Origin of the sequence: Mesorhizobium sp. M1403, from assembly GCF_040317695.1 — a bacterium.
Classification (GTDB): domain Bacteria; phylum Pseudomonadota; class Alphaproteobacteria; order Rhizobiales; family Rhizobiaceae; genus Mesorhizobium.
This window is the reverse complement of the sequence record NZ_JAMYKY010000001.1, coordinates 230,749-253,639: the sequence shown is the minus strand read 5'-3', so window position 1 is coordinate 253,639 and position 22,891 is coordinate 230,749. Positions and strand designations below refer to the sequence as shown.

Genomic DNA, 22,891 nt, shown 5'->3' with positions numbered 1-22,891 from the left:
AGCCCCGCAAGCAATCACAAGATGGCATATAGGGTTTAGGCCAGCCAAAGCGAGAGCGATCCCGCCGGGCTCTTATCCAAAAATATGGACGACCACTGTCAGCCAAAACGCAGTGGTCACGACCGCACTGGCGGTGGCGATGGTCATCTGGTTCGATGCCAGCGCCTGGCCGGTGTTGAACTGCACGGCAATGAGATAGGAATTGATGCCGGACGGCAACGCCGCAACCATGACCGCCACTTTGGCGGTCAATGGCGGCAGGCCGATCAGCCAGACCAGGCAAAGAACCAGTGCTGGCATCAGGAACAGTTTCAGCGCCGACAGCGCCAGCGCCGGGCGGACATTGCCGGAAATGCCGAAACGGCGCAGGCTTAGCCCCATGGCGAACAGCGCCACCGGGGCGGCCGTGCCGGCCAGCGCGTCGGTCAGCCGCGTCGCAAGCACCGGCAGCGGCGCACCGGTGAAGCGCCACGCCAGCCCGGCCAGTATGCCGATGATCAGCGGGTTGATGAATACCCTCCTGAGAAAGCTCGTGATGACGCGAAGCGGATGCACAGGCTCGCTGCCGCCACGGCCGAACATTTCGAACAGGATGATCGAGGCCATCATCATCACTGGCAGGTGAATGGAAACGAGCAGCGACAGCACTTCGAACCCGGCTGGCCCGAACACGCCGATGATGAAGGGAGCGCCGAGCAGGACGACATTGGAGTAGGACGACGATACGCCGCCGACGACGCCGGCGCGGGCGTCCCGCCCGAAGATGCGCGTAATGACCAGATGGCCGGCGGCCCATGTGAGCGCGATCGCCGCGAAATAGGCGCCCCATAACGACCACGGCGCCACGCCGTGGAAATCCGCCTTTATCATGGTCTGGAACAGCAAAAGCGGCATTGCCACGTTGATGGCAAATTCGGATACGCCCTCGCCGCTCGCCGGCTTCAAATAGCCGGTAAGCCCGGCAAGATAGCCGAGCCCGACGAGACTGAAAACGAAGAGGACGGTTTCGGTAAGCGGAGACATTTTTGCCGTGATAGGCGAGCCCTGATCGCGGCGCAATCGCCCTTCCCTCGCGAATGTACCGGCCAACAATCCGGCCGCTCGGATCTTGCCCGAATTTGCTCATGGTTGGATGGCAGCGCTATACAGGGTTGTCGGGGGACACGCGGCGAATGGGCCTTGTCGGAAATCAGCAGGCGTGGCTGACGGCTTTCGTCGCCGCCCTGCTCTGTCTCGTGGTGACCTCGGCTCATGCCGCGGAGCCGGCGAGCCTCAAGGGCGTGGCGCTGATCGTCGGCCAGTCGAAATACCAGCACATAACGGCGCTTCCCAACCCCACCAACGACGCCCGCGACATCGCCAAGATGCTGACCGACCTCGGTTTCGACGCGCGCAGCGTCGCCGACCGCGATGCGGCAAAACTGAAGCGTGACCTCGAGCGTTTCGCCGAGGATGCCGAGGACGCCGACGTCGCCTTGATCTACTATTCCGGCCACGGCATCGAGGCGGGCGGCGAAAACTATCTGGTGCCGGTCGACGCCGACGTTTCTTCATTGAAGGACGCCGATCAGGCCCTGGTGCCGATCTCCGCCGTCATGGACGAATTGAAGAAGACCGTGCCGGTAACGATCATGCTGCTCGATGCCTGCCGCACCAACCCGTTTCCGGCGGACGCGGTGCTGCGCCGGGCGCCCACGGCCTCGGCCTCGCCGATCGGCGCCGGCGGACTGGAGCCGGTGCGCGGCGCCAAGGCACTCGCCGACGCACCCGCGAGCGAAAATCTGGGAACGGTGATCGGCTTTGCCGCCGAGCCGGGGCGGCCGGCACTCGATGGCATCGTCGGCGAAAACAGCCCCTATGCAGCGGCGTTGCTGCGCCATCTCGCGGCAATGAAGGGCACCGAGTTCGGCTCGGTCATGCGCATGGTGACCGAGGAGGTCTATCTCGACACCAAGGCCAAGCAGCGGCCATGGGTCAATGAAAGCCTGCGCCGGCTGCTCTATTTCGGCGTAGCACCGCAGGAACCGACCGGCGACGACGGGCTGATCACCGGCGAGCGGCGGCAATTGCTGCTGACGATCGCCGAGTTGCCGGACCCCAAGCGGGCACAGGTGGAACTGGCCTCGCTGCAGGACGGCGTGCCGCTCGACGCGCTTTATGGCGTGCTGAAGGCGCTCGGCACCGAAAAGATGCCGGAAGACCCCACCGACCTGCAAAAGCTGCTCGACGCCCAGGCCGAGCGCCTGAAGAAGATGATCTCCGAGCGCGACGCGCTGCGCACCGACGACCCCGAGATAAGCCGCCTCGTCGCCTCGGCCGACAAGGCCATAGGCCAGGGCGCCATCGTCACCGCGCGCAACTTCCTCGACCAAGCGGTGGGCCGGGTCGAGCAGGCCAGCGGCGCCGTCGACCAGGCGGAGGAATTGGTCAGGCAAAAGCGTCTTGCCGACGCGGCGATCTATACCAGGCGCGCCGACGCTTCGGCGCTGGTCTTCGACTATCTGTCGGCCGCCAACGATTACGGCAAGGCCTTCTCGCTGGTCGAGAAATGGGACGACAGACTGCGCTGGAACTACAAGAACCAGGAGGCGGAAGCGCTGAATGCCCATGGCAATGCCACCGGCGACAGGCAAGCGCTGCAGCGCGCCATCGACGCCTACCGCGTCATCCTGAATTTCATCCCCAATGGCGAGCAGAACCGCGACTGGGCGATCACCCGCAACAACATGGCGGTGGTGCTGCAGACGATCGGCGAGCGCGAGCGCGAAACCGACCGGCTGGAAGAGGCAGCGAAGATCTTTCGCGATTCGCTTGTCGTGTTCGAGAGCGAGAAGGACGACCTCAACTGGGCCGCCGCCCAGAACAACCTGGCCAATGTGCTGCTGAAGATCGGCGAGCGCGAGAGCGACCCGAAACGCCTAAACGAGGCGGTGGTGGCGATGCGCGCCACGCTGGAGAAGCGTCCGCGCGACAAAGTCCCGCTGGACTGGGCCGCCTCGCAAAACAATCTCGGCCTTGCGCTTTATGCGCTTTCGGAACGGGAACCGAATGGCGAGCGCCTGACCGAGGCCGAGACCGCCTACCGGCTGGCGCTTGAAGAGTACACGCGCGAAAAAGCACCCGTTCAGTGGGCGATGCTTCAGAACAATCTGGGCAACACGCTGGTGTCTCTCGGCACGCAACGCAACGACAAGGCGAAAATCGACGAAGCGGCCGACGCCTTTCGCGCTGCGCTCAAGATCCGCACCCGCGCCACCTTTCCGGTCTCCTGGGCGACCAGCCGCCTTAATCTCGGCAACGCGCTGAGCAGTGCTGCCCGTTTCGATCTCGGCACCGGCCTGCTCGAAGAGGCGGCTGCCGCCTACGGCGATGCGCTGACCATCTTCACCCGCCAGCGCTTTCCGATGGATTGGGCTTCCGCTGAGAACAATCTCGGCTCGATCTACCAGACGCTCGGCCAGCGCACCCGCGATGCTGCCAGGCTTGAGCAATCGGCCGCCGCATACCGGGCGGCACGGCGCGTCTATACCAAGAAGGGCTTTCCGCTCGACTGGGCGATGACCCACCACAATCTCGGCAACACGCTGCAACTGCTCGGCGGCGTGACCGACAATCCGATGCATTACGAAGACGCGATCGAGGCCTATCGCGATGCGCTGCGCGAATACAAGCGCGAGACGACGCCGCGGCAATGGGCGCTGGCGCAGGCAGGCCTCGGCTCGGCGCTGCAATGGCTGAGCATGAGCGAGGCCGATCCCGGCAAACTGGCCGCTTCTATCGCCGCGCGCCGGGCGGCGCTGGAGGTGCTGACCTTCGAGACCTCGCCCGTCGATTGGGCAAACGCGCAGAACGGCATCGGCATGAGCCTGATCAATCTCGGCAATCTCGAACGCACCGGCAAGTATCTGGACGAAGCCGAAGCCGCGTTCGAGGCAACGCTCAAGGTCTTCACCCGCGAAAGCCAGCCGATGCAATGGGCCTTCGAGCAGAACAATCTCGGCGACGTCCACTGGAACCGCGGCAGCTATGGCGGCGGCAATGCCGAATACCAAAAGGCGATCGAATTCTTCGAGAACGCCAAGCAGGGCTTTACCGAAGCCGGCTATACAATCCCCATCCCGCTGACCGACCGCAAGATCGATCTGGTGAAGAAGCAGATAGCGAAGAGATAGCCGTTTCGGCCGCAGGTTGCACTCGGCTTGTCTTTCAGCCGGCTTTGCCGTCCCTATATGCCGGTCACCGGGGACCTGCCTGCCGGTCACCCGAAAAGGATGTCTGATGCTTCGATTTGTGCTGGCGCTGCTGTTGCTTGCCGTTTCCGCCACAGCCCATGCGACGGAAGCCGGCTGGGCGCTGCTGCGCGACGGCGGGCATGTGGTGCTGCTGCGCCATGCCATGGTCACCGGCACCACCGATGCGGCCAATTTCGACCTCGGCAAATGTGCCACCCAGGTCAATCTCTCGGAGCGCGGCAAGCAGCAGGCACGCAAGATCGGCGCGCTGTTTGGCGCCCGCGCGGCACCGGTCGAGCGCGTGCTGTCCAGCCGCTATTGCCGCTGCCTCGAGACCGCCCGCATCGCTTTCGAAAGCGAGCCGGAGCCGTTCGAACCGCTTGACCTGCTGAAGACCGGCGAGAAGGAGAAGGCCACCCAGATCGCCGCGATCCTGGCCGAGATCCGCGGCTATTCCGGGTCAGACAATCTGGTCATGGTCACACATCTCGAAAACATCAAGGAATTGACCGGCATCTCGCCGCGTGAAGGCGAAGCCGTGGTCGTCGAGCCGCAAGGCGACGGCCTGCGCGTGCTCGGCCGCGTCACCTTCTGACCGGGCCGGTCGCTCCTCGCGTCGAGCGAGATAGGTGTTGCCGAAATGCCACTCCCACGAGAAGCCGTGGTTGGATTCCGATCTCATCTTGCTCTGCCTGGGCAGCAATCCCATCTGCGCCGGGCGTATCAGGCCTTTTCCTGCCCGGAAAAACCGATTAGACAGCCCAAAACACATGCGGACAGATTCCGCCCGCAATCGAAGGAAAAGCCCTTGTCCACCACGTTCGACAAAGTCGCCAAGATCATCGCCGACACCAGCGAGATCGACATCGAGACGATCACGCCCGAAAGCCACACCATCGACGATCTCGGCATCGACAGCCTCGACTTCCTCGACATCGTCTTTGCCATCGACAAGGAATTCGGCATCAAGGTGCCGCTGGAAAAGTGGACGCAGGAGGTCAATGACGGCAAGGCGTCGACCGACGACTATTTCGTCATGAAGAACCTGTGCGCCAAGATCGACGCGCTCGTCGCCGCCAAGAACGCCACGTAAGCACAGCGCTTGACGCGCCTTCACCCGAACAGCCGCCCATGAACCCCCACGACGTCGTCATATCAGGCATCGGCCTAGTCTCGTCGCTGGGCGAGGGTCCGGATGCGCATTGGCAAAAGCTCGTCCAGCCGCGCCTTGAGCCGGTTCTGGAGGCCTCGCGCTTCTCGCCCTATACAGTCCACCCGCTGCCGGAGGTCGACTGGAACCTGCAGATCTCCAAGCGTGGCGACCAGCGGCAGATGGAGACCTGGCAGAGGCTCGGCACCTATGCAGCCGGCCTTGCTCTCGACGATGCCGGCATCAAGGGCAATGACGAACTCTGCGCGACCATGGACATGGTGGTGGCCGCCGGCGGCGGCGAGCGCGACGAGGCGGTTGACGCGGCCATTCTTGCGGCATCGGAAAGCCGCAATGACCGCGACGTGCTGCTCAACGAGAAGCTGACCACGGAATTGCGCCCGACGCTGTTTCTGGCACAGCTTTCCAACCTGCTCGCCGGCAACATCTCGATTGTCCACAAGGTGACGGGGTCGTCGCGCACCTTCATGGGCGAGGAAGGTGCGGGCGTCGCCGCCGTCGAGACCGCGGCCGCGCGCATCCGTTCCGGTCAGTCGACGCATATACTGGTCGGCGGCGCTTTCCAGACCGAACATTCCGACATGCTGCTCGGCTATGAACTGGCCGGCTACCTGCATCGCGGTCCGTGGCGGCCCGTCTGGCAGAGGCAAGGTGCCGAGGGCGGCGGCGTGGTGACCGGATCGGGCGGCGCGTTCCTCGTCCTGGAGCAGCGCGAGCACGCGACAAGCCGTGGCCGGAAGATCTATGCGGAACTTGGCCCAGTCCTGTCCGGTCGCGCCAGGCGCCGGCGGGGCGAACTCGATGGTGAGATCGCCATGCTGCTGAAGCAGGCCGCATTGCCGGACGGCGAGTTGCTGGCGATCTCCGGCGCTTCGGGCGCCCATGACGCGACCGCCGCCGAGAAATCGGCGCTCGAGGCCAATCCGGCGATCGCCGCACGCGGCTTTTCGACGCTGACCGGCCACATGAAGGAAGCGCAGTTCCCCTTCGCCGTGGCGCTGGCGGCACTGGCTGTCGACCGCAAGGCCGCCTACCCTGTCTTCGACGCCACAGTCGAAAAACCGTTTGCCGGCGTCCCGAAGACCGTCCTTGCAACGGCGATCGGCTATCACCAATTCGAGGGCATGGCGCTGATCAAAGCCGCCTAGAGCATCGAACCGAAAAGCGTGACGCGGTTTTCGGGCGATCCGATGCTCCAAGAGAAACAGGTTTTTGGACAACAAATGGCCAATCTGAACGACCACATGGGCAGGCCGATCGTCGCCGTCACCGGCATCGGCGTGGTGACCTCGCTCGGTGTCGGCAAGGCCGATAATTGGGCGGCGCTGACATCCGGCAAGTCCGGCATCCATCCGATCACCCGCTTCCCGGTCGATCATCTCAACACCCGCATCTCCGGCATGGTCGATTTCCTGCCGTCGAGTTCCAAGGGCGCCAGTCTCCTCACCTATGAGCTTGCCGAAACCGCCGCCCAGGAAGCGATGTCGGAGGCGGGCCTCGATGCCGGCGATTTCGGCGGACCGCTTTTCCTCGCTTCGCCGCCGGTCGAACTCGACTGGAGCGAGCGCTTTTCGCTCTACAATTCCGACACGCACGATACCGGTGCAGAGAGGCTCCTGCGGGTGGCGCGCGGCCTGAGGGAACTCGACATTTTCGAGACCACCCAGTTCGGTTCGATCGCCGACCGGCTTGCCGATCGTTTCGGCACGCGCGGCCTGCCGATCACGCTGTCGACCGCCTGCGCCTCGGGCGCCACGGCGATCCAGCTCGGCGTCGAGGCGATCCGCCGCGGCGAATGCGACCGGGCGCTGTCGATCGGCGCCGACGGATCGGCAACCGCGGAGGCGCTGATCCGCTTCTCGCTTCTGTCGGCGCTCTCCACCCATAACGACATCCCCGAAAAGGCATCCAAGCCGTTCTCCAAGGATCGCGACGGCTTCGTGCTGGCCGAAGGCTCGGGCGCCCTTGTGCTGGAATCGCTGGAGGCAGCACTTGCCCGCGGCGCCACCATTCTCGGCATATTGCGCGGCTGCGGCGAAAAGGCCGACGACTTCCATCGCACCCGCTCCAAGCCGGACGGTTCGCCGGCGATCGCGGCGGTGCGCGCCGCCCTTGCCGATGCCGGCCTGAGCGAGGACGGGATCGATTATGTCAACGCCCATGGCACCTCGACGCCCGAAAACGACAAGATGGAGCATTTGTCGCTGTCGACGGTGTTCGGCGAGCGTATCTCGTCAATGCCGGTCTCGTCGAACAAGTCGATGATCGGCCATACCCTATCGGCAGCCGGTGCCGTCGAGGCTGCATTTTCGCTGATGACGATGCGCGAAAGCGTCATTCCGCCGACCATCAACTACGACAATCCCGACCCGGCGATCGTGCTCGACGTGGTGCCGAACACCAAGCGCAACGCCGAGGTCGGCACGGTCCTGTCGAACTCCTTCGGCTTCGGCGGCCAGAACACCTGCCTTGTCATGGCGCGGGAACCGGTCTAAGCGACCGTTCCGCTCTAGCACTGTTGTCGTGCGCATGGTCCTTTCCGAAACGGTTCTCGGGTCATGCGCAACCTGGGATCTGGCATGCGCGCATTGCAACTTATCGAGGATCGCCGGCTTGAAACGGTGGACCTGCCACCACCGCCGCCGCCTTCGCTCGGCGAGGTGACGCTGCGCATCAAGGCCGTGGCGCTGAACCACATCGACGTCTGGGGCTGGCGCGGCATGGCTTTTGCCAAGCGCAAGCTGCCGCTGGTCGTCGGCGCCGAGGCTTCCGGCGAGGTCGAGGCGGTCGGCCCCGGCGTTTCCAGCCTTGTGCCCGGGCAATTGGTGTCGATCTATGGAGCCCGCACCTGCGGTCTTTGCCGCGCCTGCCGCGAAGGCCGCGACAATCTCTGCGAGCATGTTTCGGGCGTGCACGGCTTCCATCTCGACGGCTTTGCGCAGGAAAAGATCAACCTGCCGGCGCGCCTTCTGGTCCCCGCGCCGCCCGGCGTGAGCGAAATCGGCGCGGCGGTGGCGCCGGTCACCTTCGGCACGGTCGAGCACATGCTGTTCGACAATGCCCGGCTGCAGCCCGGCGAGACGATACTCGTCCATGCCGGCGGCTCGGGCATCGGCTCAGCCGCCATTCAGCTGGCCAAGAAGATGGGCTGCACGGTCATCACCACCGTCGGCTCGAACGAAAAGATCGACAAGGCCAAGGCGCTCGGCGCCGACCACGTCGTCAATTACCGCGACGACCGCTTCGAAGGCGTCGTGCGCAAGCTGACGAAGAAGAGGGGCGTCGACGTGGTGTTCGAGCATGTCGGCGCCGACACCTTTGCCGCTTCGATGCTGTGCCTGAAACGCGGCGGACGGCTCGTCACCTGCGGCTCGACCTCCGGCGTGTCAACGCAGATCAATTTGATGCAATTGTTCCAGCAGCAGCTGAAGCTGCTCGGCTCGTTCGGCTGCCGCATGGAAAACATGGCCGACGCCATGCAGAAGATGGCAGCGGGTCTTGTCGCGCCGGTGATCGACACCGAGGTCGGTTTCGACGGCATCGATGCCGCACTGAAGCGCATGGAAGGCCGCGACGTGTTCGGCAAGATCATCCTGCGCGTCGGCTGAGAATGGTCGGCAAGACTTTCAGGAAGATCAGCCGGGACCTGGGATTCCGCCATGGCCGGCGGCTTCGACGGTTCAACTACTGGCTGGTCGCGCGGGTCGCGATGATCATCATCTCCGCGCTGCGCCTGCTGCCGCCCGACAGGGCGCTCAATTTCGCCGACCGCGCCGCCCGCCGCATCGGCCCTTGGGTGCAGCGCCACAAGGTTGCGATCGACAATCTGCGCAAGGCCTATCCGGAAAAGAGCGATACAGAGATCGAGGCGATCGCCTCCGACATGTGGGGCAACATGGCTCGCCTCGCCGCCGAATATATCTTCCTCGATGCTTTGTTCGACTACGATCCTGCTGCGACGAAGCCGGGCCGTGTCGAGGTCAAGGGCGTGGAGCATTTCGTGCGCATCGCCGGCGAGGACAAGCCGCATATCGTCTTCACCGGGCATCTCGGCAATTTCGAGCTGCTGCCGGTGGCTGCTGCCACCTTCGGCATGAACATCACGGCGCTGTTTCGCCCGCCCAACAACCCTTACCTCGCCGACTACATCCTCTCGACCCGCCGCTCGAGCATGGGATCGCTGCTGCCGTCTTCGACCGGCGCCTCGTTCGCGCTTGCGGCTATCCTGGAGAACGGCGGCAATATCGGCGTGCTGGTCGACCAGAAATTCACGGGCGGGCTCGAGACGACATTCTTCGGCCGCCCCTGCGAGAGCAACCGCGTACTAGGCACGCTGGCGAGGCACTACGATTGCGATGTCTACCCGGCGCGCTGCGTGCGCTTGCCGAACAATCGTTTCCGGCTCGAGATCGAGGACAAGCTCACCTTGCCGCGCACCGCAGGCGGCAATGTCGACGTCCCCGCCACCACCCAGCTTCTCAACGATGTGGTCGAGCGCTGGGTGCGCGAAGACCCTGGCCAGTGGATGTGGTTCCACAAGCGCTGGGAGATCAGCAAGCGCAAAAAGCGGCGGCCGTTGAAATTGCGCGACAAAGCCGCCTGAGCGGAAATCATAGCAAACATTTTCCGCTACTGACGTATTTTGTTCTTGCTTTGTGCCGGCAGCTATGCTACTAATTTCGGTATGGTGCTACTTGGCGCCGACGAACCTGCCGCTCCGGCGGGTTTTTTATTTTCGGGCCCAGTGACAGGCCTAATTCGTCACCAGGATCCGCGTGTTGCCGAAGCCGGCTTTGCGCACCATCGAATAGAAGGCCGCGGCGTTGCTGGGGTGGAGGCGCACACAGCCATGCGATGCCGGGCGCCCCAATTGCCGGACGGCACCGGTGCCGTGGATGGCATAGCCGCCGCGGAAGAACACCGAATAGGGCATCGGCGACATATCGTATTTGCGCGAATACCACATCCTGGCCGTCCGCTGCGGACGATAGCTGCCGCGCGGCGTGATGTAGCCTTTGCGGGCGGTGGAAACGCTCCACCGGTAATACGAAAGCCCGTATCTTACCGTCATCGTCTGTGAGGAAATATCAATGTTCGCGACCAGGCTGGCCGCCCGGCCCTCGAACGACGAACCGAACAGCATCGCTACCAATGCTGCTGCCATGAGAACAGTGTTTTTCATGCGATCAAACCCCTTTGATGCCCCTTGCCTGCCTGCCCTCACGCTGTTCTCCAGCATTTTGATGGCAAGCCAGCGAGCTAACACCTACTCCCTGACGATTTCACCAATCCAAAGCAGCGAATTTGAACGATTTCCCGCAATAGTTGCCGTAACGACACGCAATCGCCTCGCAATTCGCCATCGGGCTTGCAAAACCGCCTCATCCGCTGCTCAATTCGCCGAATGAACGAACCGAACGAACGGCTCCTCAAGGCGATCGATGACCGAGCCGATGATCTGGTTGCGCTGGCCGCGGATCTGATCCGCTTTCCGACCATCAACCCGCCCGGCGAAGCCTATCAGCCGTGTGCCGAATTTATCGGCGCGCGGCTGAAGAAGCGCGGTTTTGAGATCGAATTCATCCGTGCCGAAGGCACGCCCGGCGACACTGACCGTTATCCGCGCGTCAACGTCGTCGCCCGCTTCGATGGCCGCGCGCCGGGTGCTTGCGTGCACTTCAATTCGCATATCGACGTGGTCGAGCCCGGCGACGGCTGGAGCCTCGATCCGTTCGCCGGCATCGTCAGGGACGGCAAGGTCTATGGCCGCGGTGCTTGCGACATGAAAGGTGGGCTTGCCGCCTCGATCATCGCCGCTGAAGCCTTCATGGAGGTCTTTCCCGATTTTCCCGGCGCTATCGAGATTTCGGGCACGGTCGACGAGGAGTCCGGCGGCTTTGGCGGTGTCGCCCATCTGGCCAAGCTCGGCTATTTCTCCAGGCCGAAGGTCGACCACGTCATCATTCCCGAGCCGCTCAACAAGGACCGCATCTGCCTCGGCCATCGCGGCGTCTGGTGGGCGGAGATCGAGACCAAAGGCGAGATCGCGCACGGCTCGATGCCGTTCCTCGGCGACAACGCGGTGCGCCATATGGGCGCCGTGCTGCGGGCCTTCGAGGATGAGCTGTTTCCGGCGCTCGACCGCAAGATGACGCGCATGCCGGTCGTGCCCGAAGGCGCAAAACGCTCGACCATGAACATCAACTCGATCCATGGCGGCCAGACGGAGGATTTCCGGCCCGGCCTGCCCTCGCCCAACGTGCCCGATTCCTGCCGGCTGACCATCGATCGCCGTTTCCTGCTCGAAGAGGATCTCGGCACGGTCAAGAGCGAGGTGATCGATATCCTCGAGCGGCTTAAGCGCGAGCGCAAGAAATTCGATTACGAAATCCGCGATCTGATGGAAGTGCTGCCGCTGATGACCGAGCGCGACGCACCGGTGGTGAAGGCGGTCGCGCAAGGCATCATGGAGATATTCGACCGCGAGCCGGACTATGTGATTTCGCCGGGCACCTACGACCAGAAGCACATCGCCCGCATCGGCCACATCTATGACTGCATCGCTTATGGCCCGGGTATTCTCGACCTTGCCCACCGACCCGACGAATGGGTCGGCATTGCCGATATGCTGGACTCGGCAAAGGTGATGGCCATCGGCCTCGGCGTTCTGCTGAGGAGCGCCGGCCCGCGATGATCCGGCTATGGGCGGAAAAACATTCCTCCCGGCGGCGGCGGACGGTACGAAACGCAATTTACTCGGCGGCGAATTCACGCTTCTATCCGCCCGGGTTTGAGCACGTGTTTTAGATATGGGGAGTTGCACGATGAAATTGTGGAAAACCATTCTGGCCGCTGCGGCGCTGGCGTTGGCCGCCGGGACCTCGGCGATGGCCGCGCGCACCGACCTGGTCATCGGCATTACGCTTGAACCCCCGCATCTCGACCCGACCGCGGGTGCCGCCGCGGCAATCGACGAGGTGCTCTATGCCAACGTCTTCGAGGGCCTGACCCGCATCGGCCCGAATGGCGAAGTGCTGCCCGATCTCGCTGAAGGCTGGAGCATTTCCGACGACGGCAAGGTTTACACTTTCAAGCTGCACACAGGCGTGAAATTCCATGATGGCAGCGACTTCAACGCCGACGACGTGAAATTCTCGCTCGATCGTGCCCGCGCCGACAATTCCGTCAACGCGCAAAAGGGCCTGTTCGCCGCCATCGACAAGGTCGAGGTCGTCGATCCCGCGACGGTGACGGTCACGCTGAAGAACCCGCAAGGCTCGTTCCTCTACAATATGGGCTGGGGCGACGCGGTGATCGTCGCGCCTGAGACAGCCGACACCAACAAGGAAAAGCCGATCGGTACCGGCCCGTTCAAGTTCCAGAGCTGGGCCAAGGGCTCATCGATCACGCTGGTCAAGTCGGACAATTACTGGGGCGCCCCGGTATTTCTCGACAAGGCCGAGTTCCGCATCGTTCCGGATGCCGCCGCTGCTGTTCCGGCGCTGCTGTCCGGCGACATCCAGGCCTTTCCGTTCTTCGATCCTGACAGTGTCGCCCAGGTCAAGGACGACCCGCGCTTCAAGGTGGTGATCGGCTCGACCGAGGGCGAAACCATCCTGTCGATCAACAACAAGAAGCCGCCCTTCGACAAGCTGCAGGTCAGGCAGGCGATTTCCTTTGCGCTCGATCGCAAGGCGATCATCGACGGTGCCTCGGCCGGGCTCGGCGTGCCGATCGGCTCGCATATGTCGCCCGCCAGCAAGGCCTATGTCGACCTCACCGGCCTCTATCCGCACAATGTGGACAAGGCCAAGGAGTTGCTGAAGGAAGCCGGCCTGGAGAATGGCTTCAAGGCGACGCTGAAGCTGCCGCCGCCCTCCTATGCGCGGCTTGGTGGCGAGATCATCGCCTCCGAGCTTCGCGAAATCGGCATCGACCTCGAGATCATCCCTGTCGAATGGGCGCAGTGGCTTGATCAGGTCTTCACCAAGAAGGATTACGACCTGACCATCGTTTCCCACACCGAGCCCAACGACATCGATATCTATTCGCGCAAGGACTATTACTTCAACTACGACAATCCGGCCTTCGACAAGATCATCGACGAGCTGAACCTTACCTCCGACGAGGCCAAGCGCATGACGCTGCTCGGCGAGGCGCAGAAGGTTCTGGCCGATGACGCCGTGGTCGGCTTCCTCTACGAATTGCCGAAGGTCGGCGTCTGGGACGCCAAACTGCAGGGCCTATGGGAAAACGCCCCCATCCAGGCCAACGACCTGACCAAGGTGAAGTGGACGGATTGAGCCGCTGACAGAAGGGCGAAAGTTGCACTCCGTCACACCCCCCTCTGTCCTGCCGGACATCTCCCCCTCAAGGGGGGAGATCGAGCCCTCATCGCCGCTTTCGCTAACCACTAGCGTTGCAAGGACAGTGTCAGCGTGGAAACTGCCAATCTCCCCCCTTGAGGGGGAGATGTCCGGCAGGACAGAGGGGGGTGGGCGGGAACGCAAGCTTCGCCCGGTTTTTGCGTCCGGCAACACAGCGGTTCCTCAACGTCCATGACCGCCTACCTCCTCAAGCGCCTCGCCATCGCCGTCGTCACGCTGGTTCTGGCCTCGATGGTGGTCTTTGCCGTGCTGGAGATCATTCCCGGCGACCCGGCACGGCTGATGCTTGGCCTGAACGCCAGCGCCGACCAGATCGAATTGCTGCGCAACCAGATGGGCCTCAACGCTCCCGTCGTGCTGCGCTATCTGCATTGGGCCGGCGGGCTGCTGAGCCTCGATTTCGGCCGTTCCTATACCTATTCGGTGCCGGTCATCGATCTGGTCCGCGAGCGCCTCGTCGTGTCGCTGCCGCTAGCGTTGATGGCGCTGGCGCTGTCCACCGTCATTGCCATCCCGGTCGGGCTGTTTTCCGCCAGCCGTAGCGGCCGGGCCGGCGACACGATCGCTATGGGCGCCGCCCAGCTTGGCGTCGCCGTGCCCAATTTCTGGTTTGCGCTGATGCTGATCTATCTTTTCGCCGTCTGGCTGCGGCTGGTGCCTGGCGGCGGCTTTCCCGGCTGGAGCGCCGGCGTCTGGCCGGCGCTGAAATCGCTGCTCCTGCCGGCAATCGCACTCGCTCTGCCGCAGGCGGCGATCCTTGCCCGGGTCACCCGTTCAGCGCTGATCGAAGTGCTGAGCGAGGACTACATCCGCACCGCCCGCGCCAAGGGCCTGCCCTATCGTATTGTCTTGTGGCGGCATGCGCTACGCAACGCCATGCTCCCGGTGGTCACCATTCTAGGCCTGCAATTCGCCTTCCTGCTCGCTGGCACCGTCATCATCGAGAACGTCTTCTACTTACCCGGCCTCGGCCGGCTGGTGTTCCAGGCGATCAACCAGCGTGACTTGATCGTGGTCGAGAGCGTCGTCATGCTGCTGGTCGCCGCCGTCATCGTCGTCAATTTCGTTGTCGATCTCTCCTATGCGGTGGTCGATCCGCGCCTGAGAGGCCGGCAATGACGCTGCACATCGACATCCCCGACGAGAACCTTGCCGGCATCCTGGCCAAGGCGTTCAAAAACCGTTCGTTCCTCGCCGGCTTCGTCATCACCGCGCTGGTGGCTGCGGTCGCGATCCTCTCCTTCTTCTGGACGCCTTACGATGTCACCAGGCTGGTCATTTCCGACAAGACCCAGGCGCCATCGCTGGCGCACTGGTTCGGCACCGACCATTTCGGTCGCGACATCCTGTCGATGATCATGGTCGGCGCCCGCAACTCGATCGCCGTGGCGCTGGTGGCGGTCGGCATCGGCATGGGCATCGGCGTGCCGCTCGGCGCCTTTGCCGCGGCGCGCGGCGGCATCGCCGACGACGTGCTGATGCGGCTGAACGACCTGGTCTTCGCCTTTCCGGCGCTGCTTTCGGCAATCATGATCACCGCCATCTTCGGGCCGGGCGCGTTCAACGCCATCATCGCCATCGGCATCTTCAACGTCCCGGTGTTCGCGCGCGTCGCCCGGGCCGGCGCCCTGGCGATCTGGCCGCGCGAATTCATCCTCGCCGCCCGCGCCGCCGGCAAAAGCAGGACGCTGATCAGCATCGAACATGTGCTGCCCAACATCGCCACGCTGCTGCTGGTGCAAGGCACCATCCAGTTCGCGCTGGGCATATTGGCCGAAGCCGGGCTTTCCTATGTCGGGCTGGGCACCCAGCCGCCGATGCCGAGCTGGGGCCGCATGCTGTTCGACGCCCAGACCCGCATGGTGGTGGCGCCCTGGATGGCGATCTTTCCGGGCATGGCGATCGTCGTCACCGTGCTTGGCCTGAACCTGCTTGGCGACGGCATTGCCGACATTCTCGATCCGAAATCGCGGCGGCAGCGATGAGCCTGCTCGAAATCGACAAGCTGTCGCTGACCATCGGCAGCACCCGTATCCTCAGAGACATCGAACTTTCCGTCGCGCCGGGCGAAGTGATGGGGCTCGTTGGCGAATCCGGCTCCGGCAAGTCGATCACGGCGCTCACCGTCATGCAGCTTCTGCCCTGGGCGGCGCACACCAGCGGACGCATCACCTTCGACGGCATCGACATCCTTGCCGCCAGCGAGGACCAGATGTGCGCGCTGCGCGGCGACGATATCGGCATGGTGTTCCAGGAGCCGATGACGGCGCTCAATCCGGTCAAGACCATCGGCGAGCAGGTCGCCGAGGGTATTCGCTGGCACACCAGGGCAAGCCGCGCCGACGCCGAGGAACGGGCGCGAAAAATACTCGACCGGGTTGGTTTGCCGGCGGCGCAGTTCCCCTTGTCGCGCTATCCGCACGAACTCTCCGGCGGCCAGCGCCAACGCGTCGTCATTGCCATTGCCTGTGCACTGAAACCCAAGCTGCTGATTGCCGACGAGCCGACGACCGCGCTCGACGTGGTGCTGCAGGCGCAGATCCTCGACCTGCTGCGAGATCTCGTAGCGGAAAACCGCATGGGCCTGCTGCTGATCTCGCACGACCTCGCCGTGGTGACCGAGATGGCGGACCGCATCACCATCCTGCGCCATGGCGAGGTGATGGAGGCCGGCGACACGGCGCGCACGCTGTCCGAACAGCTTCATCCCTACACGCGACAGCTGGCGCAGGCCTCGATGCATGTGCCCGCGCGGGCCCGCACACATGACAGCGGATCGGCCAAACCGCTGCTTCAGGTGGAGAACGTAACGCGGGATTATCCGGGACGCCGTATATCGCTGTTGAAACGCGCGGCTGCCATCCGCGCCGTCGACGATGTCTCCTTCGCGATGTCGCCCGGCCAGTCGGTGGCGCTCGTCGGCCGTTCCGGCTGTGGCAAGTCGACGCTTGCCCGCATGGTTCTGGCACTGGACAAGCCGACCGCCGGGACGATCCGATTCCGTGGCGACACCCTCACCGGCAAGAGCGAGGCGGAGTTGAAGCCGGCGCGGCGCGACATGCAGGTCGTGTTCCAGGACCCGTATGGTTCGTTCGACCCACGCCAGAAGGTCGAGAGATTGGTGGCCGAGCCGCTGCATGTGCTGGAGAAGAAGCCGGCGCCCGCCGCGCGGCGCGAGATGGTGGCGCATGCGCTGCACGAGGTCGGCCTGTCGCCTAAAGACATGGACAAATATCCGCACGAGTTTTCGGGCGGCCAGCGTCAGCGCCTGTCGATCGCCCGCGCCATCATCACCCGGCCGAAGCTGATCATCGCCGACGAGCCGGTCTCGGCGCTCGACGTCTCGATCCGCGCGCAGATCCTCGATTTGTTCGCCGAACTCAACCAGAAGCTCGGCATTGCCTATCTGTTCATCACCCATGATCTGACCGTCGCCCGCGCCATCACCGACGAAGTGATGGTCATGCATGACGGCAAGATCGTCGAGCGCGGCAGGACGAGCGAAGTGCTCGACCACCCGCAATCCGAAGCGGCCAAAGCGCTGGTCGCCGCCGCTCCCGATTTGCATCGGGCGATCGCGAAACGGCTGCAGGAACAGGGGTGAGCAGCTTCGTGGCACGGCTTGATCCACAAAGCATACCTACCCCCTCACGTGAAAACTACACCGATCGCGGTCAATCAGGCGAGCGGAGTGTCGAGTCTAGCCACAAAGAAAGCAAGGATTCGACCGGCAACAATGGCGGACATTAGAATGGCTAAGGAGGCGGCGAAACGGGGCGTCGGGACCCTGTAAAGCCAAATCCCAACAAAGGAGGCGATAAACCTCCTTCTGTTCCAAACGACTAACAGGAGGGGCTAATGGTCGACCTATCAATGCTCGAGTGGTTAGAGGAGTGGTACCAAGGGCAGTGCAACGGCGATTGGGAACACCAATACGGGATAAAAATTGATACGATCGACAACCCTGGATGGGAAGTTTCAATAGATTTGCACGGGACGCAGCTCTATGGAAGAAAGTTTACAGACGTAAGCTTTCAGTATGGCGACGAAATAGATTGGTTTTTTGTAACAGTAAAGGATGGTACTTTCAAGGGATTTGGAGGGGCAAGGAACTTGTCGAAGATTATCGAACAGTTTAAAAAGTTTGCGATGGATACGCAAAGGTAAATAGAGCAATTAGATGCCTAAAGATTTTTTTCGCCAGATGTACAAAACGGGGAACTACGGTGACAGTGCTGGACTTCACCACATAAGTGAGACACGGCAATTTCTGTGACAGGTTATCCTGGAGGATGACCTATTACAGACAAAATGACGCTCAGAACGTCAGCAGTCAGCCGATGACTCAGTCTTGCGGCTTCACCACATCGGCCGGGCTGATGTCGAGCAGGTCGAGGGTGCGGCGCAACAGCTGCATCTCGCTTCCGGCAAGTTGCGAATCGGCCTTGGCGATCTCGGCCATGTGACGGGCGAGCAGCTTGCGCCGCTCGACATCGAGGTCGCGAAACTGAGCGACGGCTTGCGAGCCGTTGGTCTCGTAGCCGAATTCGTTGAGATACTCGATGACGCTGTCGATGCTGGTTTCGGGAATGCCGAAGGCGTCCCGGCAGATACGCCTGAAGGCGGTCATTTCGCTCTCGCTGACCGACCCGTCGGCCAGGATCATGCGGAACAGCATCAGCAATTCCGCCGACAGCACCGGATCGTCCGCCACCTTGCGCACGCCGGGGTCGCCGTCGAAGATCGAGCGTATCTGGTCCAGCAATCCCATCGCCATCTGCCCCTTCCGATTCGTCGGGAAGGTAGCGCGGAATCGGCTTTGCGCAAACGGGGTGCGAAGGGTGGAACTGGGCAATCGCTTCAGGTTTTGAATTCGTCTCCTCACCCCTTTAGGGCGTTGGCGCTGCCCCTCACCTGCCTGCCGGCATCCTCTCCCCGTTTAGTGACGGGGAGAGGGCGCTCTCGTCACCGGTTTCGCCAATCGCAGACGCTGCAAGAAAAGGCGCCGACGTTGCGACCAACCCTTTCTCCCCGTCACTATACGGGGAGAAATGCCCGGCAGGGCAATGAGGGGCGGCGGCGACATCGACAATTGGTGGTCTCCGCCACAATTTGGAAACTGTCATTCGTCTGAAGCGATTGCCCTTCGTGATCGAACTCGCGGCACCGTTCTGGCCACTCCCATAAAACTGCCGGCCAATCCGGCAAGCCCGCTGCGCTCATTGGTGTGTGACCGCGCGGCTGATACTATGCGGCTGTACGAATCATGTTGAGGAGGGACCGGACATGAATCTCAGTGCGCCTACCCAGCTTATTTTCATCATATCCCTTGTCATCGCCATCATCGGCGTTCTCGCCGCGCTTGGCGTTCTTGCGTTTATCCCTTTGAATGCCGCGTGGATTGTCGTCATCGCCTACATCGTGCTGGCCGCCGGCTGCCTGATGCGCGGCGCTTAAACACGTCCAGACAATTCAGAATCTCAGGCAACTCGGAGCGCCCGGCCAAAAGCCGGGCGCTTTTGATTCTGCAGGATGGTCTGTTAGAATTCCTGGACGAGGGAAGCACATGCCCGCCAGCGAAGACGGCAGCCGCCACGACGGCCCAGGGCTCGATCGGTTCGAGATGGTGCGGCGCGCGCCCAGTCATCGGCTTCAAGGCGCCGTCACCGACATGTGCGGCTTTCGCGAAACCATGCCAGGCCATTTCCGCGTCATCGAATATGCCTCGCTGACCGTGCCGCTGGTCATCAGCTTTGCCGAACCCTTTGCCATCGGGCTCGGCAGGGACCCCGGCGACAATGACCGCTTCGCCAGTTTTGCCGCCGGCCTCTACGCCGGGCCGGTGGTGATCGAATCCTTCGGCGGCGCCTGCTGTGTGCAGATCAATTTCACCCCGCTCGGCGCTCGTCGCTTCTTCGGCCGGCCGATGAGCGAACTGACCGACCGCATGGTCGGCCTGGATGACGTGCTCGGCGTTGGAGGCGTCGCGCTTCGCGAAAGGCTTGGCAATGCGCCGGATTGGAGCTCACGCTTTGCCATCGCCGAGGCCTTCGTCGCCGACCGGTTGGCAACCACAGACGGCACTCAAGCCGAAATTGTCTGGGCCTATGAGACGATCGTCTCGACGAGTGGTCGGACCCGCATCTCGACGCTGGCCGAAAAGCTTGGCTGGAGCCGCAAGCATCTCGCCGGAAAATTTTCGGACGCGGTCGGCGTTGGACCCAAGACGCTCTCGCGCATCGTCCGCTTCAACCACGCGCTTTGCCTGTCGAGAAAGGCCAACAGCGATTGGGCCGACATCGCCGCCGACTGCGGCTATGCCGACCAGGCGCATCTGGTGCGCGAGTTTCGCGACCTCGCAGGCGTCACGCCGACGACTGTCGCCGTGAGGTAACATTTCTTCAAGACGCTCGACCGGCCTTCGCCCAGACTGGGTTGATCGACCAACACAGCGAAGGAGATCAGCCATGCCGAACACCACCGAAGCACCGCGGCTTTACCCGGCGCTGCGCTACAGAAATGCCGGCAAAATGATCGACTGGTTGTGCGAGGCCTTCGGCTTCAGCGTCCGCACCCGCTATGGCGAAGGCGACGTGGTGCACCATGCCGAACTCGCATTCGGCTCCTCGATCATCATGCTCGGCACGGCCCGCGACGATGCCTATGGAAAGATGGTCGGCGCGCCCGGCTCGGGCGGCGGCAAGTCGATCTATGTCGCGGTCGCTGACGCCGACGCGGCATACGCTCGGGCAAAAACCGCCGGCGCCGAGATTCTGGAAGAACTCACCGACCGCGACTATGGCAGCCGCGAATTCATCTGCCGCGATCCGGAAGGCAATGTCTGGTCGTTCGGCACCTACTGGCCGAAGGCTGACGAAGCCGCCAGCTAACGCGCCAGCCCGAAAATCGCGTCGCAGTCGAGGTGGGTTTCCAGTTCGGCTGCGATCTCGTCCAGTGCCCGTTCGACCTCGGCGCGGTAGTCGATGCCGCCGCCCATGACGCCGAGGCTTTCGAGGAATTTCGCCCGGAAGGCGTCGGCGGAAAACAGCCCGTGCATGTAGGTGCCTGACACCTTGCCGTCGGCGGAGATGGCGCCGTCATCGACGCCGTTGATAACGGCGGATGGCCGCAGCGTGTCGGGACCGGTGGTGCGGCCGAGATGGATTTCGTAGCCCTCGAGCGGCAGATCGAACGGCACCGAGCGCGCGCTGACATTGCGCACCGTCTTTTCCGGCTCCATAACCGTTTCGACGTCGAGCAGGCCGAGGCCTTGCGTCTCGGTAACGCTGCCCTCGATGCCGTCGGGATCGCGCACGCTATGGCCGAGCATCTGGAAGCCGCCGCAAATACCGACGATATGGCCACCGCGTTTCCTGTGCGCGGCAAGGTCGCGGTCCCAGCCATTCTCGCGGAATTTCACGAGATCGCCGATCGTCGACTTCGAGCCGGGAATGACCACCAGCCCTGCATCCTGCGGCAGGCGTTGGCCAGGCGGCACGAACACCACCTCGACCTGCGGTTCGGCCTTGAGCGGGTCGAGGTCGTCGAAATTGGCGATGCGCGAGAGCACCGGCACGGCGATCTTCAGCGCGCGCCTCTGGCCGGACGCCAGCCGTTCGAGCACGACGGAATCCTCCGACGGCAGCCGCGCCGCCGCCTTCAGCCACGGCACGATGCCAAAACAGCGCCAGCCAGTGAATTTTTCGATCGCCTCGATGCCGTCATCGAACAGCGAGACATCGCCACGGAACTTGTTGATGAGGTAGCCGACGATCATACGCCGGTCCTCCTCCGGCAGGATCAGATGGGTGCCAGCGACCGAGGCGATGACACCGCCGCGATCGATATCGCCGACCAGGATCACCGGCACGCCGGCGCGCGTCGCAAAGCCCATATTGGCAATGTCTCGGCTCCTGAGATTGATCTCGGCCGGCGAGCCGGCGCCCTCGACAATGACCAGATCGGCGCCCTCGCCGACCTTCGCCCAGGAGTCCAGCACCGCATCCATCAACCGGCCCTTCAGCGCCTGGTAGTCGCGCGCCCGCGCCTCGCCGAACACCTTGCCCTGCACGACAACTTGAGCGCCGACATCGGTCTGCGGCTTGAGCAGCACCGGATTCATGTGGATGGTCGGCGGCACGCCGCAGGCGATCGCCTGCAGCCATTGCGCGCGGCCGATCTCACCGCCGCCTGAAACGCCTGGAATATCGGCTACAGCGGCGTTGTTCGACATGTTCTGCGGCTTGAACGGCCGCACTTTCAAGCCGCGGTTCTTCGCCGCGCGGCAAAGACCGGCGACGAGCACCGTCTTGCCGACATCCGAACCCGTGCCCTGCAGCATGATTGCCTTGGCCATATCAGCCCCTGCCCTGCGCAACGGTTCCGGTGATCGTCGACTTGGCTGCCAGCGGGCCGCCGCGCCAGAGATAGAGCGCCAGCAGCGGCTCCTTGCCGGTGCGCATGGCATGGCTGACGTCAGAGGCATGGTGTATCAACTCGCCCGCCGCTCGAAGGCGAAAACCGCCATCGCCCATGCGCCATTCGGCGCCGCCGGTCAGCGGGATATAGATCTCCTCCGCGACATGATGGTGATCGGGGTAGACAATGTCGGGCCCAAGGATCAGCAGGCCGGCCGCGACCTCTTCATTGACGAAATGACCGCGCGTGCCGAATACCTCCAGCCAGCCGTAATTGTTGATGAAAATCTTGCCGAAATCCGCTTCGCCATAGGTCTGGCCCCAGCGCAGATCGCCGCGACGCTGCGCAACCAGCCGCGCCAGCGGCTTGGCCGCAGCGGGAGCGAGTTCGACGATACGGTCGAGCAGGACGAGACAAGGCAGTGCATGCGGTTCGAGCGGCCGGCTTGGCATGTCCCAGCCGATTCGGGCCACGGCGTCGCGCACCAGCGCATCATCGAACGTCTGGAGATAGGCATGGAAGCGTCCAAGCAGTTCGTCGAAATTTGTCGTCACACTTTGCTCCAAAGCGCATTCGCACACAGCGGCTGCGCAGACGGTCGGGTTGCGCGGCGGCATCATTGGTCTAGATTGGACGGCGCGCAAAGCCAAAAACGACAGGCCAGCAGGCCGGAAACATCAGGG

General features: G+C 63.2%; 21 protein-coding genes. 16 read left to right on the top strand and 5 right to left on the bottom strand.

Annotation, left to right across the window (positions count from 1 at the left end; genetic code table 11):
- Nucleotides 1-72 precede the first annotated feature (72 nt).
- Nucleotides 73-1,023 carry an AEC family transporter gene (locus NKH01_RS01260; RefSeq protein ID WP_353019163.1) on the bottom strand — a complete coding sequence of 317 codons (951 nt, stop codon included), beginning with the start codon at nt 1,021-1,023 and terminating at the stop codon, nt 73-75.
- 149 nt (nt 1,024-1,172) lie between these two features.
- Between NKH01_RS01260 and NKH01_RS01255 the strand changes: the two genes are divergently transcribed.
- From NKH01_RS01255 to NKH01_RS01225, 7 genes are all read left to right on the top strand, one after another.
- On the top strand, nt 1,173-4,172 hold the full coding sequence (locus NKH01_RS01255) for a caspase family protein (RefSeq protein ID WP_353018560.1): 3,000 nt from the start codon (nt 1,173-1,175) through the stop codon (nt 4,170-4,172).
- 106 nt (nt 4,173-4,278) lie between these two features.
- Nucleotides 4,279-4,827, top strand: coding sequence for a histidine phosphatase family protein (locus NKH01_RS01250; RefSeq protein WP_352640459.1), 549 nt, complete (start codon nt 4,279-4,281; stop codon nt 4,825-4,827).
- Nucleotides 4,828-5,040: 213 nt separating this feature from the next.
- Nucleotides 5,041-5,325, top strand: a complete 285-nt coding sequence (locus tag NKH01_RS01245; RefSeq protein ID WP_023719977.1) for an acyl carrier protein — start codon at nt 5,041-5,043, stop codon at nt 5,323-5,325.
- Nucleotides 5,326-5,363: 38 nt separating this feature from the next.
- The gene (locus NKH01_RS01240) at nt 5,364-6,551 is read left to right on the top strand and encodes a beta-ketoacyl-ACP synthase (protein ID WP_352844330.1); all 1,188 of its coding nucleotides are present in this window, start codon (nt 5,364-5,366) and stop codon (nt 6,549-6,551) included.
- Nucleotides 6,552-6,626: 75 nt separating this feature from the next.
- Nucleotides 6,627-7,898, top strand: a complete 1,272-nt coding sequence (locus tag NKH01_RS01235) for a beta-ketoacyl-ACP synthase (RefSeq protein ID WP_023719975.1) — start codon at nt 6,627-6,629, stop codon at nt 7,896-7,898.
- An 84-nt stretch (nt 7,899-7,982) separates the two neighbouring features.
- On the top strand, nt 7,983-9,011 hold the full coding sequence (locus tag NKH01_RS01230; protein ID WP_353018557.1) for a zinc-binding dehydrogenase: 1,029 nt from the start codon (nt 7,983-7,985) through the stop codon (nt 9,009-9,011).
- Between the two features lie 2 nt (nt 9,012-9,013).
- Nucleotides 9,014-10,006, top strand: coding sequence for a lipid A biosynthesis lauroyl acyltransferase (locus NKH01_RS01225; protein WP_353018556.1), 993 nt, complete (start codon nt 9,014-9,016; stop codon nt 10,004-10,006).
- Between the two features lie 150 nt (nt 10,007-10,156).
- On the opposite strand, the gene NKH01_RS01220 is transcribed toward NKH01_RS01225, so the two are convergent.
- Nucleotides 10,157-10,585: a L,D-transpeptidase gene (locus NKH01_RS01220; RefSeq protein WP_023719972.1), complete on the bottom strand. Its 429-nt coding sequence runs from the start codon at nt 10,583-10,585 to the stop codon at nt 10,157-10,159.
- Between the two features lie 222 nt (nt 10,586-10,807).
- On the opposite strand from NKH01_RS01220, the gene NKH01_RS01215 reads away from it, so the two are divergent.
- From NKH01_RS01215 to NKH01_RS01190, 6 genes are all read left to right on the top strand, one after another.
- The gene (locus tag NKH01_RS01215; protein WP_352844338.1) at nt 10,808-12,097 is read left to right on the top strand and encodes an acetylornithine deacetylase/succinyl-diaminopimelate desuccinylase family protein; all 1,290 of its coding nucleotides are present in this window, start codon (nt 10,808-10,810) and stop codon (nt 12,095-12,097) included.
- Between the two features lie 130 nt (nt 12,098-12,227).
- Nucleotides 12,228-13,706: an ABC transporter substrate-binding protein gene (locus NKH01_RS01210; RefSeq protein WP_353018554.1), complete on the top strand. Its 1,479-nt coding sequence runs from the start codon at nt 12,228-12,230 to the stop codon at nt 13,704-13,706.
- Between the two features lie 255 nt (nt 13,707-13,961).
- Nucleotides 13,962-14,909 carry an ABC transporter permease gene (locus NKH01_RS01205; RefSeq protein WP_352495965.1) on the top strand — a complete coding sequence of 316 codons (948 nt, stop codon included), beginning with the start codon at nt 13,962-13,964 and terminating at the stop codon, nt 14,907-14,909.
- Entirely contained in the window at nt 14,906-15,775 is an 870-nt protein-coding gene (locus NKH01_RS01200; RefSeq protein WP_352844342.1) for an ABC transporter permease, read from the top strand. Before NKH01_RS01205 ends, NKH01_RS01200 begins: the two co-directional genes overlap by 4 nt.
- Complete coding sequence (locus tag NKH01_RS01195) at nt 15,772-17,394, top strand: ABC transporter ATP-binding protein (RefSeq protein WP_353018551.1); 1,623 nt, start codon at nt 15,772-15,774, stop codon at nt 17,392-17,394. The genes NKH01_RS01200 and NKH01_RS01195 overlap by 4 nt, the downstream gene beginning before the upstream one ends.
- Before the next feature lie 254 nt (nt 17,395-17,648).
- Nucleotides 17,649-17,957 (top strand): immunity 53 family protein, encoded by a 309-nt coding sequence (locus tag NKH01_RS01190; protein ID WP_353018550.1) that lies wholly within the window; start codon nt 17,649-17,651, stop codon nt 17,955-17,957.
- 178 nt (nt 17,958-18,135) lie between these two features.
- On the opposite strand, the gene NKH01_RS01185 is transcribed toward NKH01_RS01190, so the two are convergent.
- A complete protein-coding gene (locus tag NKH01_RS01185) occupies nt 18,136-18,567 on the bottom strand; it encodes a TerB family tellurite resistance protein (protein WP_353018549.1) in 432 nt (143 codons plus the stop codon).
- Between the two features lie 509 nt (nt 18,568-19,076).
- Between NKH01_RS01185 and NKH01_RS01180 the strand changes: the two genes are divergently transcribed.
- From NKH01_RS01180 to NKH01_RS01170, 3 genes are all read left to right on the top strand, one after another.
- The gene (locus tag NKH01_RS01180) at nt 19,077-19,247 is read left to right on the top strand and encodes a hypothetical protein (RefSeq protein ID WP_023676480.1); all 171 of its coding nucleotides are present in this window, start codon (nt 19,077-19,079) and stop codon (nt 19,245-19,247) included.
- A gap of 109 nt (nt 19,248-19,356) precedes the next feature.
- Complete coding sequence (locus NKH01_RS01175; protein ID WP_031194284.1) at nt 19,357-20,184, top strand: helix-turn-helix domain-containing protein; 828 nt, start codon at nt 19,357-19,359, stop codon at nt 20,182-20,184.
- Nucleotides 20,185-20,257: 73 nt separating this feature from the next.
- Nucleotides 20,258-20,680, top strand: a complete 423-nt coding sequence (locus NKH01_RS01170) for a VOC family protein (protein ID WP_023719962.1) — start codon at nt 20,258-20,260, stop codon at nt 20,678-20,680.
- On the opposite strand, the gene NKH01_RS01165 is transcribed toward NKH01_RS01170, so the two are convergent.
- Together NKH01_RS01165 and NKH01_RS01160 are read right to left on the bottom strand one after the other, a co-directional pair.
- Entirely contained in the window at nt 20,677-22,146 is a 1,470-nt protein-coding gene (locus NKH01_RS01165; RefSeq protein WP_353018548.1) for a cobyric acid synthase, read from the bottom strand. The genes NKH01_RS01170 and NKH01_RS01165 overlap by 4 nt on opposite strands.
- Before the next feature lies 1 nt (nt 22,147).
- Entirely contained in the window at nt 22,148-22,762 is a 615-nt protein-coding gene (locus NKH01_RS01160; protein ID WP_353018546.1) for a dimethylsulfonioproprionate lyase family protein, read from the bottom strand.
- Nucleotides 22,763-22,891: the final 129 nt, after the last annotated feature.

Coding starts and splice junctions, on each gene's coding strand:
- NKH01_RS01260 (WP_353019163.1), bottom strand. CDS start 1,023: ATGTCTCCGCTTACCGAAACCGTCCTCTTCGTTTTCAGTCTCGTCGGG.
- NKH01_RS01255 (WP_353018560.1), top strand. CDS start 1,173: ATGGGCCTTGTCGGAAATCAGCAGGCGTGGCTGACGGCTTTCGTCGCC.
- NKH01_RS01250 (WP_352640459.1), top strand. CDS start 4,279: ATGCTTCGATTTGTGCTGGCGCTGCTGTTGCTTGCCGTTTCCGCCACA.
- NKH01_RS01240 (WP_352844330.1), top strand. CDS start 5,364: ATGAACCCCCACGACGTCGTCATATCAGGCATCGGCCTAGTCTCGTCG.
- NKH01_RS01235 (WP_023719975.1), top strand. CDS start 6,627: ATGGCCAATCTGAACGACCACATGGGCAGGCCGATCGTCGCCGTCACC.
- NKH01_RS01230 (WP_353018557.1), top strand. CDS start 7,983: ATGCGCGCATTGCAACTTATCGAGGATCGCCGGCTTGAAACGGTGGAC.
- NKH01_RS01225 (WP_353018556.1), top strand. CDS start 9,014: ATGGTCGGCAAGACTTTCAGGAAGATCAGCCGGGACCTGGGATTCCGC.
- NKH01_RS01220 (WP_023719972.1), bottom strand. CDS start 10,585: ATGAAAAACACTGTTCTCATGGCAGCAGCATTGGTAGCGATGCTGTTC.
- NKH01_RS01215 (WP_352844338.1), top strand. CDS start 10,808: ATGAACGAACCGAACGAACGGCTCCTCAAGGCGATCGATGACCGAGCC.
- NKH01_RS01210 (WP_353018554.1), top strand. CDS start 12,228: ATGAAATTGTGGAAAACCATTCTGGCCGCTGCGGCGCTGGCGTTGGCC.
- NKH01_RS01205 (WP_352495965.1), top strand. CDS start 13,962: ATGACCGCCTACCTCCTCAAGCGCCTCGCCATCGCCGTCGTCACGCTG.
- NKH01_RS01200 (WP_352844342.1), top strand. CDS start 14,906: ATGACGCTGCACATCGACATCCCCGACGAGAACCTTGCCGGCATCCTG.
- NKH01_RS01195 (WP_353018551.1), top strand. CDS start 15,772: ATGAGCCTGCTCGAAATCGACAAGCTGTCGCTGACCATCGGCAGCACC.
- NKH01_RS01190 (WP_353018550.1), top strand. CDS start 17,649: ATGGTCGACCTATCAATGCTCGAGTGGTTAGAGGAGTGGTACCAAGGG.
- NKH01_RS01185 (WP_353018549.1), bottom strand. CDS start 18,567: ATGGCGATGGGATTGCTGGACCAGATACGCTCGATCTTCGACGGCGAC.
- NKH01_RS01180 (WP_023676480.1), top strand. CDS start 19,077: ATGAATCTCAGTGCGCCTACCCAGCTTATTTTCATCATATCCCTTGTC.
- NKH01_RS01175 (WP_031194284.1), top strand. CDS start 19,357: ATGCCCGCCAGCGAAGACGGCAGCCGCCACGACGGCCCAGGGCTCGAT.
- NKH01_RS01170 (WP_023719962.1), top strand. CDS start 20,258: ATGCCGAACACCACCGAAGCACCGCGGCTTTACCCGGCGCTGCGCTAC.
- NKH01_RS01165 (WP_353018548.1), bottom strand. CDS start 22,146: ATGGCCAAGGCAATCATGCTGCAGGGCACGGGTTCGGATGTCGGCAAG.